The sequence below is a fragment of the Oerskovia jenensis genome (assembly GCF_016907235.1).
In the GTDB taxonomy this organism is placed as follows: Bacteria; Actinomycetota; Actinomycetes; order Actinomycetales; family Cellulomonadaceae; genus Oerskovia; species Oerskovia jenensis.
This window is the reverse complement of record NZ_JAFBBO010000001.1, coordinates 4,215,335-4,232,259: the sequence shown is the minus strand read 5'-3', so window position 1 is coordinate 4,232,259 and position 16,925 is coordinate 4,215,335. Positions and strand designations below refer to the sequence as shown.

The 16,925-nt window shown below is 72.1% G+C and carries 15 protein-coding genes; 7 read left to right on the top strand and 8 right to left on the bottom strand.

What is annotated here, in order from left to right; all coding sequences use genetic code 11:
* Positions 1 to 25 precede the first annotated feature (25 nt).
* Together JOD49_RS18895 and JOD49_RS18890 are read left to right on the top strand one after the other, a co-directional pair.
* Complete coding sequence (locus JOD49_RS18895; protein ID WP_205308528.1) at positions 26 to 763, top strand: N-acetylmannosamine-6-phosphate 2-epimerase; 738 nt, start codon at positions 26 to 28, stop codon at positions 761 to 763.
* A 361-nt stretch (positions 764 to 1,124) separates the two neighbouring features.
* Positions 1,125 to 3,659, top strand: a complete 2,535-nt coding sequence (locus JOD49_RS18890; protein ID WP_205308527.1) for a sialidase family protein — start codon at positions 1,125 to 1,127, stop codon at positions 3,657 to 3,659.
* Positions 3,660 to 3,755: 96 nt separating this feature from the next.
* On the opposite strand, the gene JOD49_RS18885 is transcribed toward JOD49_RS18890, so the two are convergent.
* The 4 genes from JOD49_RS18885 to JOD49_RS18870 form a co-directional block, all read right to left on the bottom strand.
* Positions 3,756 to 4,235: a VOC family protein gene (locus JOD49_RS18885; RefSeq protein WP_205308526.1), complete on the bottom strand. Its 480-nt coding sequence runs from the start codon at positions 4,233 to 4,235 to the stop codon at positions 3,756 to 3,758.
* A 122-nt stretch (positions 4,236 to 4,357) separates the two neighbouring features.
* Positions 4,358 to 4,864: a heme-degrading domain-containing protein gene (locus tag JOD49_RS18880; RefSeq protein ID WP_205308525.1), complete on the bottom strand. Its 507-nt coding sequence runs from the start codon at positions 4,862 to 4,864 to the stop codon at positions 4,358 to 4,360.
* Positions 4,865 to 4,891: 27 nt separating this feature from the next.
* Positions 4,892 to 5,866 (bottom strand): non-homologous end joining protein Ku, encoded by a 975-nt coding sequence (gene ku, locus JOD49_RS18875; RefSeq protein ID WP_205308524.1) that lies wholly within the window; start codon positions 5,864 to 5,866, stop codon positions 4,892 to 4,894.
* A 39-nt stretch (positions 5,867 to 5,905) separates the two neighbouring features.
* Positions 5,906 to 6,466, bottom strand: coding sequence for an MOSC domain-containing protein (locus tag JOD49_RS18870; protein ID WP_205309101.1), 561 nt, complete (start codon positions 6,464 to 6,466; stop codon positions 5,906 to 5,908).
* Positions 6,467 to 6,650: 184 nt separating this feature from the next.
* Here JOD49_RS18870 and JOD49_RS18865 point away from each other — a divergent pair, with 184 nt between their 5' ends.
* Positions 6,651 to 6,953, top strand: coding sequence for a DUF1905 domain-containing protein (locus tag JOD49_RS18865; RefSeq protein WP_205308523.1), 303 nt, complete (start codon positions 6,651 to 6,653; stop codon positions 6,951 to 6,953).
* Here the strand turns inward: JOD49_RS18865 and JOD49_RS18860 are convergent.
* Positions 6,950 to 7,714: a GTP pyrophosphokinase gene (locus tag JOD49_RS18860; RefSeq protein WP_205308522.1), complete on the bottom strand. Its 765-nt coding sequence runs from the start codon at positions 7,712 to 7,714 to the stop codon at positions 6,950 to 6,952. The genes JOD49_RS18865 and JOD49_RS18860 overlap by 4 nt on opposite strands.
* 235 nt (positions 7,715 to 7,949) lie before the next feature.
* On the opposite strand from JOD49_RS18860, the gene JOD49_RS18855 reads away from it, so the two are divergent.
* Together JOD49_RS18855 and JOD49_RS18850 are read left to right on the top strand one after the other, a co-directional pair.
* Positions 7,950 to 8,561 (top strand): TetR/AcrR family transcriptional regulator, encoded by a 612-nt coding sequence (locus JOD49_RS18855; RefSeq protein ID WP_205308521.1) that lies wholly within the window; start codon positions 7,950 to 7,952, stop codon positions 8,559 to 8,561.
* 112 nt (positions 8,562 to 8,673) lie between these two features.
* Positions 8,674 to 9,627, top strand: coding sequence for a DUF5692 family protein (locus JOD49_RS18850; protein WP_205308520.1), 954 nt, complete (start codon positions 8,674 to 8,676; stop codon positions 9,625 to 9,627).
* Positions 9,628 to 9,698: 71 nt separating this feature from the next.
* Here JOD49_RS18850 and JOD49_RS18845 read toward each other — a convergent pair whose 3' ends face one another.
* On the bottom strand, positions 9,699 to 11,447 hold the full coding sequence (locus tag JOD49_RS18845) for an MDR family MFS transporter (RefSeq protein ID WP_205308519.1): 1,749 nt from the start codon (positions 11,445 to 11,447) through the stop codon (positions 9,699 to 9,701).
* On the bottom strand, positions 11,444 to 12,085 hold the full coding sequence (locus JOD49_RS18840) for a TetR/AcrR family transcriptional regulator (RefSeq protein ID WP_205308518.1): 642 nt from the start codon (positions 12,083 to 12,085) through the stop codon (positions 11,444 to 11,446). Before JOD49_RS18840 ends, JOD49_RS18845 begins: the two co-directional genes overlap by 4 nt.
* 177 nt (positions 12,086 to 12,262) lie before the next feature.
* Here JOD49_RS18840 and JOD49_RS18835 point away from each other — a divergent pair, with 177 nt between their 5' ends.
* On the top strand, positions 12,263 to 14,884 hold the full coding sequence (locus tag JOD49_RS18835; protein WP_205308517.1) for an ATP-dependent DNA ligase: 2,622 nt from the start codon (positions 12,263 to 12,265) through the stop codon (positions 14,882 to 14,884).
* A gap of 4 nt (positions 14,885 to 14,888) precedes the next feature.
* On the opposite strand, the gene JOD49_RS18830 is transcribed toward JOD49_RS18835, so the two are convergent.
* The gene (locus JOD49_RS18830) at positions 14,889 to 15,548 is read right to left on the bottom strand and encodes a GntR family transcriptional regulator (protein ID WP_205308516.1); all 660 of its coding nucleotides are present in this window, start codon (positions 15,546 to 15,548) and stop codon (positions 14,889 to 14,891) included.
* A gap of 117 nt (positions 15,549 to 15,665) precedes the next feature.
* Here JOD49_RS18830 and JOD49_RS18825 point away from each other — a divergent pair, with 117 nt between their 5' ends.
* Entirely contained in the window at positions 15,666 to 16,907 is a 1,242-nt protein-coding gene (locus tag JOD49_RS18825; RefSeq protein ID WP_205308515.1) for an amidohydrolase family protein, read from the top strand.
* Positions 16,908 to 16,925 lie beyond the last annotated feature (18 nt).

The window sequence follows — 16,925 nt, the reverse complement described above, 5'->3', positions numbered from 1 at the left end:
TCCCCCTCGCCTCCCGGAGGAACTCGTGACCGACCGACCGTCGACCGCCCCCGCACCCCCCGCGGGACCGGCGACCCCCGACCCGCTCGTCGCGCTGCGCGGTGGCCTCGTCGTCTCGTGCCAGGCCTACCCCGGCGAGGCCATGCGGGACCCCCGGACCATGACCCAGGTCGCGCTCGCCGCGGTCCGCGGCGGTGCGGCGGGCATCCGGGTCCAGGGCGTCGCGGACGTCGAGCACGTCACGCACGCGTTCGCCGAGCTCGGGATCACGGTGCCCGTCACGGGGCTCTGGAAGGACGGGACCGACGGCGTCTTCATCACCCCGACCCTGCGCCACGCGGTCGCGGTCGCCCACGCCGGGGCGACGATCGTCGCGATCGACGGGACCCGGCGTCCGCGCCCCGACGGCCTGAGCCTCGCGCAGACCGTCGCGGGCCTGCGCGAGCAGACGTCCGCGCTGGTCATGGCGGACTGCGGGAGCCTCGACGACGCGCTCGCGGCCCGCGACGCCGGGGTCGACGTCGTCGGGACCACGCTGTCCGGGTACACGGGCGAACGGCCCCGCACCGACGGGCCGGACCTCGAGCTGCTCGCCCAGCTCGTCGACCGCCTCGACGTGCCCGTGATCGCCGAGGGCCGCGTCCACTCCCCCGCCCAGGCGCGCGCCGCGCTCGACGCCGGTGCGTGGGCCGTGGTCGTCGGGACCGCGATCACCCATCCCACGAGCATCACCGGCTGGTTCGTCGACGCACTCACCGCCTGACGCCCACCGCCCCTCCTCTCAGCCCCTGGCCGGAACGGCCCGCCCCTGGCTGAACCTGCCGCCCCCGACCGACCCAGCCCACTCCCGCCCGACCCGGCCACACCCCGGACCCGCCCGCACCGCCGCGGACGACCCGGTCCCCGCACCGCCGGACCACGACGGTCCCGCACCTGCACCCCCGACGTCCGCTCCGCCGTCGGGCACCTCGCACCAGGAGCACCACAGACCGGACCCCCGCACCCGACTCGGTGCCGAGGCGGAGGTCCGCGCCGCGCCCGCCCCGCACCCCGCGGCGGGCACGGCACCCGCAGGACCGCACCGTGCACCAAGAACTCTGACCCGACGAAGCCAGGAGTATCTGATGCCACTGCACCCATCCACCCCGCCCAGCGCAGCGCTGCCGGCGCCGCCCGCGTGCACGCGCCGCCGGTCGCGCGCGGCGCTCGCCGCCGGGCTGTCCCTGCTCCTCGTGGCCCCGGCCGCGAGCGCCCAGGCGTTCGACCCGTTCCCGCCCGCCGCGACCGACGGGCCCGGGACGTTCTCCGAGCAGACCCTCGCGGTCGGCGGCACGGGCGGCTACGCGAACTACCGCATCCCCGCGCTGACCACGACGAACGACGGGACGATCCTCGCGTCCTACGACGGGCGGCCGTTCAACGCCGCGGACGCCCCGCAGCCCAACTCGATCCTGCAGCGCGTGAGCCGTGACGGCGGCGCGACGTGGGAGCCCACGACCGTCGTGGCCGCGGGGCACGGAACCACCTCTTCCCCCGACAAGTACGGGTTCTCCGACCCGTCCTACGTCGTGGACCGCGAGACGGGCACGATCTTCAACTTCCACGTGAAGTCCTTCGACCAGGGCTTCGGCGGGTCGGCCACGGGTGTCGACCCGACCAACCGGCAGATCCTGCACGCAGCGGTCAGCGTCTCCGAGGACGGGGGCGAGACCTGGGAGGGCCGCGTCATCACCGAGGGTGCCAAGGACCCGTCGTGGGCCGGCATCTTCGCGGCCTCGGGCGAGGGCATCCAGCTGCGCTACGGCGAGCACGCCGGACGCCTCGTCCAGCAGTTCACGGCCCGCACGGGCGGGACCTACAAGGCCTACAGCGTCTACTCCGACGACCACGGCGCCACCTGGCAGCACGGCGAGGCCTTCGGCACGGGCATGGACGAGAACAAGTCGGTCGAGCTCTCCGACGGTCGCGTCCTGATGAACTCGCGCGACTCGGCGGGCAGCAAGTACCGCAAGATCGCGTACTCGACCGACGGCGGGCACACCTACGGGCCGGTGACGCTCGACCGTCAGCTCCCCGACCCGACCAACAACGGCTCGATCTCGCGCCTGTACCCCGACGCCCCCGAGGGCTCGGCCGAGGCCAAGATGCTGCTGTTCAGCAACTCCAACAGCACCACGGGCCGCGAGAACGTGACCGTGCGCCTCTCGTGCGACGACGGCGCGACGTGGCCCGGCTTCCGGGTCGTCAACCCCGGCTCGGGCGCGTACTCGACGCTCTCGCCGATCGGCGACGGGCGCTTCGGGCTCCTCTACGAGACGCAGGGCATGAACGCGATCTCGTTCGCGAGCTTCGACCAGGAGTGGCTCAACGCGACGTGCGCCTCGACGGTCGTGCCCGACACGACCGTCGCGACCGGCGGCACCGTGCAGGTCCCTGTCACGGTCACCAACCAGAACCAGGCGCCGCTCGCCGCGTCACGCCTGTCGATCGACGCCCCCGTGGGCTGGAGCGCGACGACGGTCGACGTGCCGGCGCTCGCGGTCGGCCAGACCGCCACGGTCCAGGTCGCGCTCACGGCGTCCCCGACCGCCGCGGCGACCACGGCCGCCAACCCCGTCCGCGTCCAGAGCGTCCTGACCGCAGCCGACGGCACGCAGGCGCGCGCGTACGGCTACGTGACCGTGACCGGCGGCCCCGCTGGCCCCGTGACCTCCCTCGCGGTGTTCGGGAAGTACACGACCGACCGTGACGTCGCGGCCCAGCCGTACGCCGTGGGCGAGCGCGTGCCCTACTCGTTCCGCGTCTACAACACCGGCACCACGGCCTACCGCTCGACCGCGACGGGCAACCTGACGAACCTGTCCCCGGGCTGCAACTGGAGCAGCCTGCCCGCGGGCGGCACCTACCTGTGCGCGCTCGCGTACCGCGTCGTGACGGCGGGCGACCTCGCGGACGGCTTCTTCGTCCCCGAGACCCGCTGGTTCATGAACGCGGACCAGGCGTCGTCGGTCGCCCTCCGGGGCGAGCCCGTCGACCTGGTCGACCGCCGCCCCTCGCTCGCCGTCACGACCGGCGAGCCCACGGTCGAGGACACCGACGCGAACGGCTCGGTGAACGCGGGCGACGTCGTGGTCAACACCGTCACGGTGCGCAACACCGGCAACGTGCGACTCACGGGCGTCGGGGCCACGGGCCTGTGCACGCTGCCCGAGCTCGCGGCGGGCGCCGAGGCGTCGTGCGGCACCGTGCGGCGCGCCCTCACGGCGGCCGACGTCGCGGCGGGCTCGCTCGCGGGCCGGACCCTCACGGTGGCCGCGTCCAACGGCGCGCTCGCCGTGACCGGGCGGGTCGACGTGGCGCCCTACGACGTGCCCGCGCAGCCCGTCGTCCCCGTCGAGGTGACCGCGAGCACCCAGTGCGTCGCCGGGAAGGTCCACGTCACGGGCCGCGCGGTCAACGCCGGGGACGAGGCGGTGGACGTCACGATCCGCTCGACCGCGGGCACCAAGGCGTTCTCGGGGCTCGCCCCCGGGCGCAGCGCGTCGCAGCGCTTCGCGACCCGCTCCGCCTCCGTGGCCGCCGGGCAGGTCTCGTTCGACGTGACCGCCGGTGGCGCGACGGCGATCCTCGCCGCGCCCTACGACGCGACGTCGTGCTGATCCGCGGCTGACGCACCACAGACCTCGGCCCTCGTCCCCATGCCGGTGGGGACGGGGGCCGAGCCTCTTCGCCCCCCCCCCCCCCCCCCCGCGGCGTCAGGCGTCCGCGGGCTGCTTCCCCTCGAACGCGGCCCGCAGCGCGGGCATCTCGAGCTTGATCATCTGCATCATGGCGCCCATCATCCGCGCCACGGCCTCCTGGTCGTCGGACTGCGCGAGCTCCTCGAACTCGACGGGCACGACCTGCCACGAGAGTCCGTACCGGTCCTTGAGCCAGCCGCACTGCGACTCGGTGCCGCCGCCCGAGAGCAGGGCGTCCCAGTAGTGGTCGACCTCGGCCTCGTCCTCGCAGCGCACGATGAACGAGACGGCCTCGCTGAACGGGAACTGGTGGTCGGGGCCGCCGTTGATGAGGTTGAAGGGTTGCCCCTGCAACGTGAAGTCGATGGTGACGAGGGTGCCGTCGGGCATCTTCAGCGAGTCGCCGACGGTGCTGTCGGGGAACACCGACGTGTAGAAGGCCACGGCCTCCTCGAGTCCTCCGTTGAACCACAGGCTCGGGACGATCGGTCGCATCGTTCTCCTCCTCCCGCGCGGCGCGCGGTGCGTCACGCTCTCCTGGTCCGACCTGTTGGAGCGGCCGAACTCATCGGTCCGCGCACCTCGGCCGGCGACGCCCGGTCGGGGCGGGTGCACCGTCAGGCGACGGTCTCCAGGAACGTCTCCAGCGCCTCGACGACCAGCAGGTGGTCGTCGCGCTGCGCCAGGCCGGACACCGTCACGACGCCGATGACCCCGACGCCCTCGACCCGCAGCGGGAACGCCCCGCCGTGGGCCGCGTACTCCTGGAGCGCGAGCTCGTGCTGCGCCGTGAACGTCGTCCCCTTGGCCTTGGCACGCAGGCCCATGAGGTAGGACGACGCCCCGAACCGCTCGACCACGCGCACCTTGCGCTGGACCCACGTGTCGTTGTCGGGCGTGGTGCCCTCGGTCGCGGCGTGGAAGACCTGCTGCGGTCCGCGGCGCACGTCGATCGTGATCGGCAGCGAGCGTTCGGCCGCGAGCTCGACGAGCAGGCAGCCGAGCCGCCACGCGTCGTCGTGCGTGAAGCGCGTGAGCACGAGGTCGCGTTCGTGCTGCTCGGCCTCCGCGATCAGGCGTCCGATGCGGGCGAGGTCGGGGTTCTCGGGCTGGTCGTGGGTCATGGCGTCAGCCTGGCACGCCGCGAACGCTCATGCCGAGGCCTTCTTGCGCGTCGTCTTCTTCGCGGGTTCCTTGGTCGAGGCCGCTGCCTGGGTCGAGGCGGCCTTGCCGCCCGAGGCGCGCGACGCCGTCGGGCGCTCGCCCTTCTTCTTCGTGGTGCCCGACGACGCCGCCTCCTTCGCGGGCTTCTCGCCCTTCGCGTCACCCGACTTCTTGCCGCGCGAGCTCTCGACGCTGCGGCGCAGCGCCTCCATGAGGTCGATGACCTCGGCGCCCTCGTCGGTCTTCTCCTCCTGCTCGCCGAACGTCTCCGCGGTGTCCAGGGCCTCGCCCTTCTCGATCTTGGCCTCGATGAGCTGGCGGAGCTGGGCCTGGTAGTCGTCCTGGTAGTCCTCGGGCGTGAAGTCGGCGGCGAAGGACTCGACGAGCTGGGACGACATCGCGAGCTCCTTGGTGCTGACCTTCGCAGGCTCGTCGAGCGTCGGGAACGCGGCCTCGCGCACCTCGTCGGCCCACAGCAGCGTCTGCAGGACCAGGACGTCGTCGCGCACGCGCAGCGCCGCGAGCCGCGTGCGCTGACGCAGCGCGAACTTCACGATCGCGGTGCGGTCGGTCTCCTCGAGCGTGCGGCGCAGCAGGACGTACGCCTTGTTCGACGACGAGTCCGGCTCGAGGTAGTAGCTGCGGTCCAGGAGCATGGGGTCGATCTGGTCGGTCGGCACGAACTCGACGACCTCGACCTCGCGGCTGCGCTCGGCGGGCAGCGACCCCAGGTCCTCGGCGGTGAGCACCACGGTGCGCTCGCCGTCGTCGTACGCCTTGTCGATGTGCTCGTACGCCACGACCTCGCCGCAGACCTCGCACCGTCGCTGGTAGCGGATCCGCCCGCCGTCCTTGTCGTGCACCTGGTGCAGCGGCACGTCGTGGTCCTCGGTCGCCGAGTACACCTTGATCGGCACGTTGACCAGACCGAACGTGATGGCACCCTTCCAGATGGCCCTCATCGTTCCATGGTGCGCCCGGGCGCGGGGCCCGGCGAGTCGTCAGACCATCTGGAGCCGGTGGTGCGGGCCCGCGGGGAGCTCGACCTCGATGTCGTCCCCGACCGCGACCGTCCCCCCGCGGGCGACCACGGTCATGATCCCGGCCTTGCGGATCACGTCGCCCGCGCCGTCGGGCAGGACGAGCCGCTTGAGCAGGCCCGGCCGGAAGTCGTTGATCTGCTGGCACGGGTTGCGCAGACCGGTCACCTCGAGGACGACGTCGGCACCGAGGTGCAGGCGGGTGCCGCGCGGCAGCCCCAGCAGGTCGACGCCGCGCGTCGTCACGTTCTCGCCCAGGTCGGCCGGCCCGACGTCGAAGCCCGCCTCGGCGAGCTCGTCGAACAGCTCGGAGTGCATGAGGTGGACCTGGCGCAGGTTGGGCTGCGACGGGTCGGCCCGCACCCGGCTGCGGTGCTTCACGGTCTCGCCGGCGTGCGCGTCGCCGACGACGCCCAGCCCTTCGACGATCTGCACGCTGGGCGCTCGGTCCTTGCTGAAGTCGTGGGTCGGGCTGGAGGCCACCGCCACGACCCAGGGCACGGGTTCGGTCACGGGCAGCATCATGGCGTGCCCGCCCGGCCGACCGCGAGGCTGTCCAGCCCGCGGCGCCGGGGGCGGCGTGACGCGCCCCTGGCGTGGCACGCCCTCTGCGTGACGCGCCCTCTGCGTGACGCGCCCTCTGCGTGACGCGCCCCCGGGGCGGAGCGGACCGACGCCTGTGGGCGGCGCCCGGCATCATGGGTGCATGGCCGGCACCAGGTACGAGTTCGAGGCGGAGCTGTGGCGCTGGACGGCGCGCAGCGACACGTGGGTCTTCGCCGCGCTGCCCACCGAGGTCAGCGACGAGATCGCGGACTCCCCGCTCCCCCCGGCCGGGTTCGGCTCGGTCAAGGTCGAGGTCACCCTCGGCGCGTCCCGCTGGTCCACGTCGGTCTTCCCCGACGCCGAGCGCAGGACGTTCGTCCTGCCCGTCAAGGCCGCGGTACGTCGCCGTGAAGGGGTCGACGTCGGGGACACCGTGCGGATCGCCGTCGAGACGCTGATCTAGCCTGCCGGCTCGGGTTCGCCCGCGCCCGGCCTGCCCCGCAGGTACGAGTCGAGCAGCTCCCACGACGGCGTGAACGGACCTGCCATCTTCTCCGCCCCGGGGCGGAGGTCCGCGGTGTCGCGCGAGTGCTGGAGCACCTCCTCGTGCAGGCGCTCCATCTTGGCGTCGAGCTCCGAGGCAGCGAGCGAGGCCTCCTTGAGCTCGTCGAGGAGGCGCTGCGGCACGGCCTTGTCGTACTTGTAGTAGATCTTGTGCTCGAGGCTGGCCCAGAAGTCCATGGCGATGGTCCGGATCTGGATCTCGACGACCACGGGCTGCACCCGGTCGGACAGGAACACGGGCACCTCGACGATCAGGTGCAGGCTCTTGTACCCGTTGCCCTTGGGGTGCGCGATGTAGTCGCGCTCCTCGAGGACGACGACGTCGCGCTGGGCCGCGATCATGTCGCGCACCGTGTAGATGTCGGACACGAAGCTGCACGTGACGCGCACGCCCGCGATGTCGAAGATCTCCGCACGCAGCGCCTCGATCGTCAGGTCCACGCCCTTGCGACGCGCCTTGGCGAGCAACGACTCGGGCGACTTGAGGCGCGAGGACACGTGCTCGATCGGGTTGTACTCGTGGGCGTAGGCGAACTCGTCGCGCAGGATGGTGATCTTCGTCATCACCTCGTCCATGCCGAACCGGTACGTCATCATCAGCCGCGTGAAGTGCTCCCGCAGGGCCCTCAGCTCTGCCCCGACCTGGGGTTCACCGCTCATGGATTCCTCGCTGATCGTGCCGACGTCGATCCTCCACCGTCGCACACCGTCAGGCCCCGGGGCGCCCGCGTCCGCCCTCGCCCACCGCTCGTCTCACGTCGTGGCCCCGGACGCCCGCCGCGACGGGCCGTTGGGCCCCGAAGCCCGGGACCAACGTCCTGACCTGGTCGAACACTGTTGACGCTGTGTCAATAGTGGATCTAGCGTCCAGGTATCAGCTCAGGAAGGGGCTCCGATGACCGACGCGACGACGCCGAGGAGGCGACGTTCAGCACCCGAGGTTCGTGCCGAGGAGATCGTGCACGCCGCCCGCGAGCTGTTCGCCGAGCAGGGCATCGCCCGGACCTCGACCAAGGAGGTCGCCGAGCGCGCGGGCATCGCCCGGGGCCTCGTCTACTACTACTTCCCCGACAAGGACGCTCTCGTCGACGCCGTGCTCGAGGGCTACGTCGCAGAGTTCGTCGAGGCCGTGCGCGCGTGGGACGCGGCGCGCGAGACCGGGAACATCGACAAGGCCCTCGTCGACTGCATCGCGATGTTCCGCACGCACCTGCGGGCGGTCGCCCCGCTGCGCGACGACATGCAGCGCACCGAGAGCGCGGGGCTGTACAACCGCTTCCTCGACCGGGCCGTGCGGGCCGTGGTCGAGTGCATCGGCGCCACGACCGTCGAGGCCTACGCGGCCAGGCACCACATCGGCATCGAGCACGTCCCCGAGACGTTCTACGTCCTCGTCTACGGACTCGTCGGCCTCGCCCGGAACACCCCGGAGGTCGACGACGCGGTGCTCGTGACGATCGTGCGACAGGTTCTGCACCTCGAGGAGGCGCGTTCCGACACCGAGTGACGCGACGGCTCGGAACCCGACGGTGCGCCGGGACCGGGCTCGCTCACCTGGCGCACCGTCCTCCACCCCGGGCGGCCACAAGCCGTCCCGTCGTCCTGAGAAAGGGAGCGACGTGTTCCTCTTCGATTCCATCCCCTGGCAAGCAGCCGTCATGTGGTTCGTGGTGCTCGCGGCCCTCGTGGGCCTCAACGAGCTCGTCCGCTGGTCCAAGACCGCTGCGATCGGCATCTTCGTCGTCCTGCCGGTCCTGCTGACGATCTTCGTCTGGCCCCACACCGCAGGGGCAGGGTCCTCGACCGGCACCTGGTTCCACTGGGTCAAGGTGTACTCGGCCCTCGCCGGCTGTATCGGCTTCATGCTCATCCGGTACAACAAGCGCGTCGGGGCGATGAAGTACGCCCTGCTGTTCCCGCCGGCGATCCTCGCGCTCAACATCGCCGAGGCCGTGATCCGTGACTTCCAGGTCTACGGCATGGACGGCATGGTCGACGGCGTGTTCATGGTCGGCGGCTCGTGGAACATCATGAACGGCATAGCGGGCATCCTGAACCTGCTGACGATCTGCGGCTGGGCCGGCATCTACATCACGCGCGACCGGTTCCGCGACATGGTCTGGCCCGACATGATGTGGTTCTGGATCATCGCGTACGACCTGTGGAACTTCGCGTACGTCTACAACTGCGTGGGCGACCACGCGTTCTACGCGGGCGCCGCGCTGCTCATCAGCTGCACGATCCCGGCGTTCTTCCTGCGCAAGGGCGCCTGGCTCCAGCACCGTGCCCACACGCTCGCGTTCTGGATGATGTTCACGATGGCCGTGCCGACGTTCGTCTCGGACTCGTCGTTCGCGGTCGACTCGTCGCACGACCCGACGGCGTTGTTCGTGGTCAGCCTGATCTCGCTGCTCGCCAACGTCGCGGTCGCCGTCTACCAGGTCAAGGTGATCGTGACCAAGCGCCGCAACCCGCTGCGCGACGAGCTCTTCACGGACCACAAGTCCTACCAGGAGCTCGCGAAGGACCGTCCGGCACCGGAGCTTGCCACCGCGGGCGCCCCGACCGCCTGACGACTCCGCTCACGACGAAGGGTCGCCCGACACGGTGTCGGGCGACCCTTCGTCGCGTGCTGCGGGGCCGGTCACCGCTCGGGTCGCGCCCCGGCGCTCACGCTCTCCCCCCGCCCGACGGCGTCGCTCGCCTCGTCGGGGTCGGCGTCGGTGTCGGGGTCCGCGTCGGACACCAGGAGCTGACCCTCGGCCAGGGACTCCGCGGCGATCTCGTGCTCGACCGAGGTCGCGAGCGGCTTCTCGTGGACGAAGCACAGGGCGATCGCCGCGATGACCGCGAGCGGCACCATGTAGAGGAAGAGCGGCACGAGCGCCTCGTTGTAGGACTCGATCACGAGGGCGCGCACGCCGTCGGGCAGGGACTGGACCAGGTCCGGGGTGAGCGACCCCGTCCCGCCCGCTGACCCCGTGCCCTGCGGGAACTTCTCGGCGATGAGCGAGGTCAGGCGTGAGATGAAGACGCTGCCGACCACGGCCGAGCCCAGCGTGGCACCGACCTGGCGGAAGTAGTTGTTGGCCGCCGTCGCGGTCCCGACCTCGCGCAGCGGGAACGAGTTCTGCACGATCAGCGTGAGGATCTGCATGCTGCTGCCCAGCCCGATCCCGATCACCCCGAGGAACACGCAGATCATGGGGGTCGGGGTGTCAGCCTCGACGGTCGAGAGCAGGGCCAGGCCCACACCCAGGATCAGCGACCCGACGATCGGGAGGACCTTGTACTTCCCGGTCCGCGAGACCATCTGGCCCGTGACGACCGAGGTGACGAGCAGGGATCCCATCATGGGGATCATGAGCAGGCCCGCGACGGTCGCGCTCGCGCCGGTCGCCATCTGCAGGTACGTCGGCATGTAGCCGATCGCGCCGAACATCGCGATGCCGGTCGCGAGCGCTGCGATGGTCGTGACCGTGAAGTTGCGGTCGGCGAACAGGTGCAGCGGGATGATCGGCTCGTCGGCCCGCTTCTCGACGAGCACGAACGCGACGGCCGCCACGACCGCCAGCGCGATGAGCCCGAGGATCGTCGCCGAACCCCACGCGTACTGCGAGCCGCCCCAGGTCCCGACCAGCACGATCGCAGTGGTGGCCACGGCCATGAGGGCCATGCCGAGGTAGTCGTGGCGGACGCGCTCGGTGCTGCGCGCCTTCTTGGGCAGGTGCAGCAGGAAGACCGTCGCGAGAGCCGCGAGGATGCCCAGCGGGATGTTGATCCAGAAGACCCAGCGCCAGCCCGGCCCCTCGGTGAACCACCCACCGAGCAGCGGGCCCGCGACCGAGGAGACCGCGAAGACGGCACCCATGATGCCCATGTACTTGCCACGCTCGCGTGCGGGGATGACGTCGGCGATCGCGGCCTGCGACAGGATCATGAGCCCGCCGCCGCCGAGGCCCTGGACCGTGCGGCCCACGATGAGCAGGTTCATGTCGCCCGCCACGGCACCGATCACGGAGCCGGCCATGAACAGCAGGATCGCCGTCAGCAGCAGGGGCTTGCGCCCCAGGACGTCGGAGACCTTGCCGTAGATCGGCATGGTGATGGTCGACGCGAGGATGAAGGCCGTGATGACCCAGCTCATGTGCTCGACGCCGTTGAGCTCGCCGACGATCGTGGGCAGCGCGCTCGACAGGACCGTCTGGTTGAGGGAGGCGAGCAGCATCGTGACCATGAGGCCCAGGAAGAGCAGGACGATCTTGCGGTCCTTCGTCTCGGGGGCGGGGGCCGCCTGGTCGCTCGGCGCGGGTTCGGTGGGCGCGGCACCTCGGGTGGGCGCCGCGCCCTGGGTGGGTGCCGGCGTGCTGCCGGTTCGGGGGGTGGTGGTCATAGCGTGGCCTCGAAGACTTCTCGGAAGATGGTGATCGCTTCGCTGATCTCGGCCTCGGCGTCGGCGTCGCTCAGGGCGGTGCCGGGGTTGCGCGAGTACGCGAAGCGCATGATGGTGCCGGCGAGCATGAGGAGCGCTCGCGCGGTGTCGGGGCTGTCGGGCAGGCCCAGCGACGCGAGCTCGCTGAACCCCGTCCCGTCCTCGGCCCGGTCGGACAGCAGATCGTTGACGAGCCCCTCGACCTGGGACACGTAACCCATGGCGTGCTTGCGCAGCTCGGGGTGCTCCCGCACGAGCGCCTTGCGCTCGGCGAACGGGACGCCGGGGTGGAGCGTCGAGCGCAGGATCGAGAGCAGGAACCGCACGACCCGCTCGAACGCGGGCCCCTCGGTCTCGGCACGGAAGGCCGCGAGCGCCTCGTCGGAGACGGTCGGGGGCACGAGGCCCAGGATCGCCTCCTCCTTGGTCGTGAAGTAGTTGAAGAAGGTCCGCGGCGAGACTCCCGCCGCGGCGGCGATCTCCTCGACGGTCGCGTGGTGGAGCCCCTTCTCGCGAACCACTGCGGCGGCCGCCTGGTGGATCGTGAGCCAGGTCTCGGCGCGCTTGCGTTCGCGGAGGGACGTCGGAGCGGTCTGCATGACTGCACTGTATGCATGACTGCAAAGATTGCACAACTGCACGTTTGGCCACAGCCCCCGCTGAGTGCGGAGTAGTTGTCGTCGGACGGGCCGATCGGCGACAACTACTCCGCACTCAGCGGGGGAAAGGGCCGACCCCACCGAGCGCACCAGCCCACCCCGGGCAACCATGGACCCATGGCCTCCTCGACGGCGGCGCAGACCGTGAGCGTCGGCGGTCACCGCCTCAAGCTCACCAACCTGGACAAGGTCCTGTACCCCGCCACGGGCACGACCAAGGGCGAGGTCCTGGCCTATCTCGCCGCGGTCGCGGACGTCCTGCTCCCCCACGCCTCGAACCGGCCGGCGACGCGCAAGCGCTGGCCGAACGGCGTCGAGGGGCCCGTGTTCTTCCAGAAGAACCTCGACGCCGGCACGCCCACGTGGGTCCGGCGCCGCACGATCCAGCACAAGCACAGCACCAACGCGTACCCGCTCGTCAACGACCTCGCGACCCTCACGTGGCTCGGGCAGGTCGCCGCCCTGGAGATCCACGTGCCGCAGTGGCAGTTCGGGCGGACCGGGGTCCAGAAGAACCCCGACCGCCTGGTCCTCGACCTCGACCCCGGTGAGGGCGCGGGGCTGCCCGAGTGCGCCGAGGTCGCCCGCCTGGCCCGCGGCGTGCTGCGCGGCATGGGCCTGGACCCCCTGCCCGTGACGAGCGGCTCCAAGGGCATCCACCTGTACGCCGCGCTCGACGGCCGCCAGACGACCGACGAGGTGAGCGCGGTCGCGCACGAGCTCGCCCGCTACCTCGAGGCCGAGCACCCGGACCTCGTCGTGAGCGACATGAAGAAGGCGCTGCGCGGCGGCAAGGTGCTGGTCGACTGGAGCCAGAACAACGGCAACAAGACGACCATCGCGCCCTACTCGCTGCGGGGCCGCGCCCACCCGACCGTCGCGGCACCGCGCACGTGGGACGAGCTCGACGACCCGGACCTCGCGCACCTCGACAAGGACCAGGTCGTGGAACGCGTCCAGACCATGGGCGACCCGCTCGCGGCCCTGACCGCGGGCCACCTGGCCTCGCTCGAACCCACGCCCGAGCGTATGGCGACGTTCGCGCGCAAGGGGGCTGCGCCGTCGGGCGGCGGGAGCACGGACGACGGCGGGCGCGACGCCGCACCAGGAGACCCACCCCGCCGCGACCGCCTCGAGACCTATCGCGCCAAGCGTGACGCCTCCCGGACGCCCGAGCCGGTCCCTGAAGCGGCCCCACCGACGAGCCAGGGCAACTCCTTCGTCATCCAGGAGCATCACGCGCGCCGCCTGCACTGGGACTTCCGCCTGGAGCACGACGGCGTGCTCGTGAGCTGGGCCCTGCCGCGCGGCGAGCCGACCGACCCGCAGCAGAACCACCTGGCGGTCCAGACCGAGGACCACCCGCTCGCGTACGGCTCGTTCGAGGGGACCATCCCGGCGGGCGAGTACGGCGGCGGGGAGGTGACCATCTGGGACGCGGGCACGTACGAGCTCGAGAAATGGCGCGACGACGAGGAGGTCATCGTCACGCTGCACGGCGAGCAGCACGGCACGCGGCGGCTCGCGCTCATCCACACGGGGGGCCATCAGCAGCACGGGTCCTCCGGCACATCAGGCAGAGCCGAGGAGAACAACTGGCTCATCCATCTCATGGCCCCGCGCGACGAGGGGCAGGCGCCACAGCGGGCGACACCGCACACCGCACCGCGCGGCAAGGTGACCGGGCAGCACCCCACCGAGCCCGACGACGAGCCCGCGGGCGCCGCCCTCCCCCGCCCCATGCTCGCGACCGCCGGGACGGTCGAGACGCTCACGGCCGAGGGCGACGCCGACGACTGGGCCTACGAGATGAAGTGGGACGGCTTCCGGGTGATCGCGCAGGTCACCGGCGGCGCTGCGGCGCCCGGCGGCACCTCCGCCCCGAGGGTCCGCCTCGTGAGCCGCAGCGGCAAGGACATGACCGTGACCTATCCCGAGCTCGCGGACCTCGCGGCCCGCGTCCCGCCCGAGGAGCTGCCCGTGGTCGTGGACGGCGAGATCGTGGCGCTCGACGCACGCGGTCGCCCGAGCTTCCGCCGCCTCCAGCACCGCGCGAACCTCACCAGGGCGGGCGACGTCGCGGCGGCACGCGCCAAGGTCGGGGTCGAGCTCATGCTGTTCGACGTCCTGTCCGTCGGCGGTCGCTCGCTCGTCCGACGCACCTACGACGAGCGCCGCGCAATCCTCGAGGACCTGGTCGACGGGTCGGGGATCGTGCACGTGCCACCTGCGTTCGACGGCGACCTCGCGGGGGCTGTCGCGACGAGCAGGCAGCTGGGCCTCGAGGGCGTGGTGGCCAAGCGCCGCACGAGCACGTACACGGCCGGGCGGCGCTCGCGGAGCTGGATCAAGGTCAAGCACTCGCACTCCCAGGAGGTCGTGGTGGTCGGCTGGCGCCCGGGGCACGGTGACAGGTCGCACCTCGTGGGATCGCTGCTGCTCGCGGTGCCCGACGACGTGGGGCTGCGCTACGTGGGCCGCGTCGGGTCGGGTTTCACCGAGAAGGACCGGCGCGACCTCGTGACGCGCCTCGGCCGGATCGAGCGGGTCACGAACCCGGCCCTCGACGTCCCGGCCGCGGACGCCTCGGACGCACGCTGGGTCACGCCGCACCTGGTCGGCGAGGTCGACTACGCGGACTGGACGAGCGCCCCCGAGGGCGACGGCAAGCTGCGGCACGCGGTGTGGCGCGGCTGGCGGCCCGACAAGTCGCCCGAGGACGTGCGCCGGGAGGACTGATCTCTCAGCCTCGCGCGGGGCCCTGGGCGGCGCGCCGGGTGCGCGCCGCGTCGCGGCTGGTCCGCAGGTGCCCGACGGCGAGCCGCGCCGCCTCCTGCCCGTCCCCCGCGCGGATCGCGGCCAGGAGCCCGCGATGCTCGTCGACCATCTCCTGGAGGTCGACGTGCTGCCCGAGCAGCCAGCGCAGGCGGCTCGAGGTGATGGCGCCGATCTCGTCGAGGAGCGGGCTCGCGGCGGTCGTCGCGACGAGCTCGTGGAAGTCGGCGCCGGCGCGGTGGGCGGTCTTCGCGTCGTGCTCGCGCGCGGCCCGGGCCTCGCGGTCGAGGACGGTCTCGAGCGCGGCGAGGTCGTCGGGGGTCCTGCGTTCGGCAGCGAGGCGGAAGGTCAGGGTCTCGAGCGCGGAGCGCACCTCGATGAGGTCCTCGACGTCGGCGTCGGTGAAGGTCCGCACGACGGCCCACGTCCGGGGGCGCGGGGTCACGAGCCCCTCGGAGATGAGGGCCTTGAGGGCGTCTCGGACGGGCACGCGGCTCACGCCGAGCTCAGCCGCGAGGTCACGCTCGACGAGCTTGTCGCCCGGGTCACGGTCGCCGTCGATGATCTGCTCGCGCACGATCCGGGCGACGCGGTCCGCCTCGGGCTCGAACGGCTGGTCTGCGCTCATGCGTCTCATCCTCCCGGAACCCCGCGCAAGAAATGGTATACCATTTCCTCCCAGTGGAGCGCTCCTGGGGGTGAGCCTGCACCGCCCCGTCCAGCACCACCGGAAGTAGGACCTCCCATGCCCCTGTTCCCCGCCGCTCCTCAGGCCGCAGTGACGGTGCTGCGCAACGTCCGCCCCTGGGGCGCCGACCCCGTCGACCTCCACGTCGCGGACGGGCACATCACCCGGGTGACGCCGCACTCCTCCACCGAGGCCGAGGCCCCCCGCGCCGGCACCGCGCCCGTCCCGGGCGAGGTCGACGGGCGCGGCCTCCTGGCCCTGCCCGGGTTCGTCAACGCGCACGCGCACGTCGACAAGAGCTGGTGGGGCAAGCCGTGGGTCAGCTACGGCGGTGAGGCCACCACGCAGGGACGCATCGCGCACGAGCGCGAGCACCGCGACGAGCTCGGCATCCCCGGCGTCGACGTCACGGTCGCGGTCCTGCGCGAGTTCCTGCGGCACGGCACGACCGCGATCCGCACCCACGTCGACGTCGACCTCGGCCTCGGGCTGCGCGGCATCGACGTGGTCCGCGAGTCCCTGTTCGTGCTGGGCGGCGCGGTCGACGCCGAGATCGTCGCGTTCCCCCAGGACGGCGTCCTGCGCCGACCCGGCGTCCTCGAGCTGCTCGACGCCGCGGCAGCCGCCGGGGCCGAGCACATCGGCGGCCTCGACCCCGCCTCGATCGACCGCGACCCCGTGACCCAGCTCGACGGGCTGTTCGAGATCGCCGAGCGCCGCGGCGTGGGCGTCGACGTCCACCTCCACGACGGCGGGGAGCTCGGCGCGTTCCAGATCGAGCTCATGATCGAGCGCACGATCCGCGCGGGCCTGCAGGGCAAGGTCAACGTGGCGCACGGCTTCGCCGTCGGGCAGCTTCCCCCCACCCGCATGGCCGACCTCGTCGAGGCCATGGGCGACGCGGGCATCAGCATGACGACCGTCGCCCCGATCGGTGCGACCCCGCTCCCGCTCGACCTGCTGCGCGAGCACGGCGTCAAGGTGGGCCTGGGCACCGACGGCATCCGCGACCTGTGGGCGCCGTACGGCACGGGCGACCTCCTCGCGCTCACGACCCGCCTGTCCCAGCTCGCGCGCTTCCGCCACGACGAGGACATCGTCCGTGCGGCCCGGCTCGCGACGAGCGACGCCGCGCACTTCGTGGGGCGCCGGGTGCACGACCTCGTCGAGGGCGCGCGCGCCGACGTCGTGCTCGTCGACGCCGAGAACACCATGGACGCGGTCGTCCGGGCGCCGAGCCGTGCGCTCGTCGTGGCCGGCGGCCAGGTCGTGGCCCGCGACGGCGAGGTCCTGGTCTGACCCTCGCGGCCCGACCGG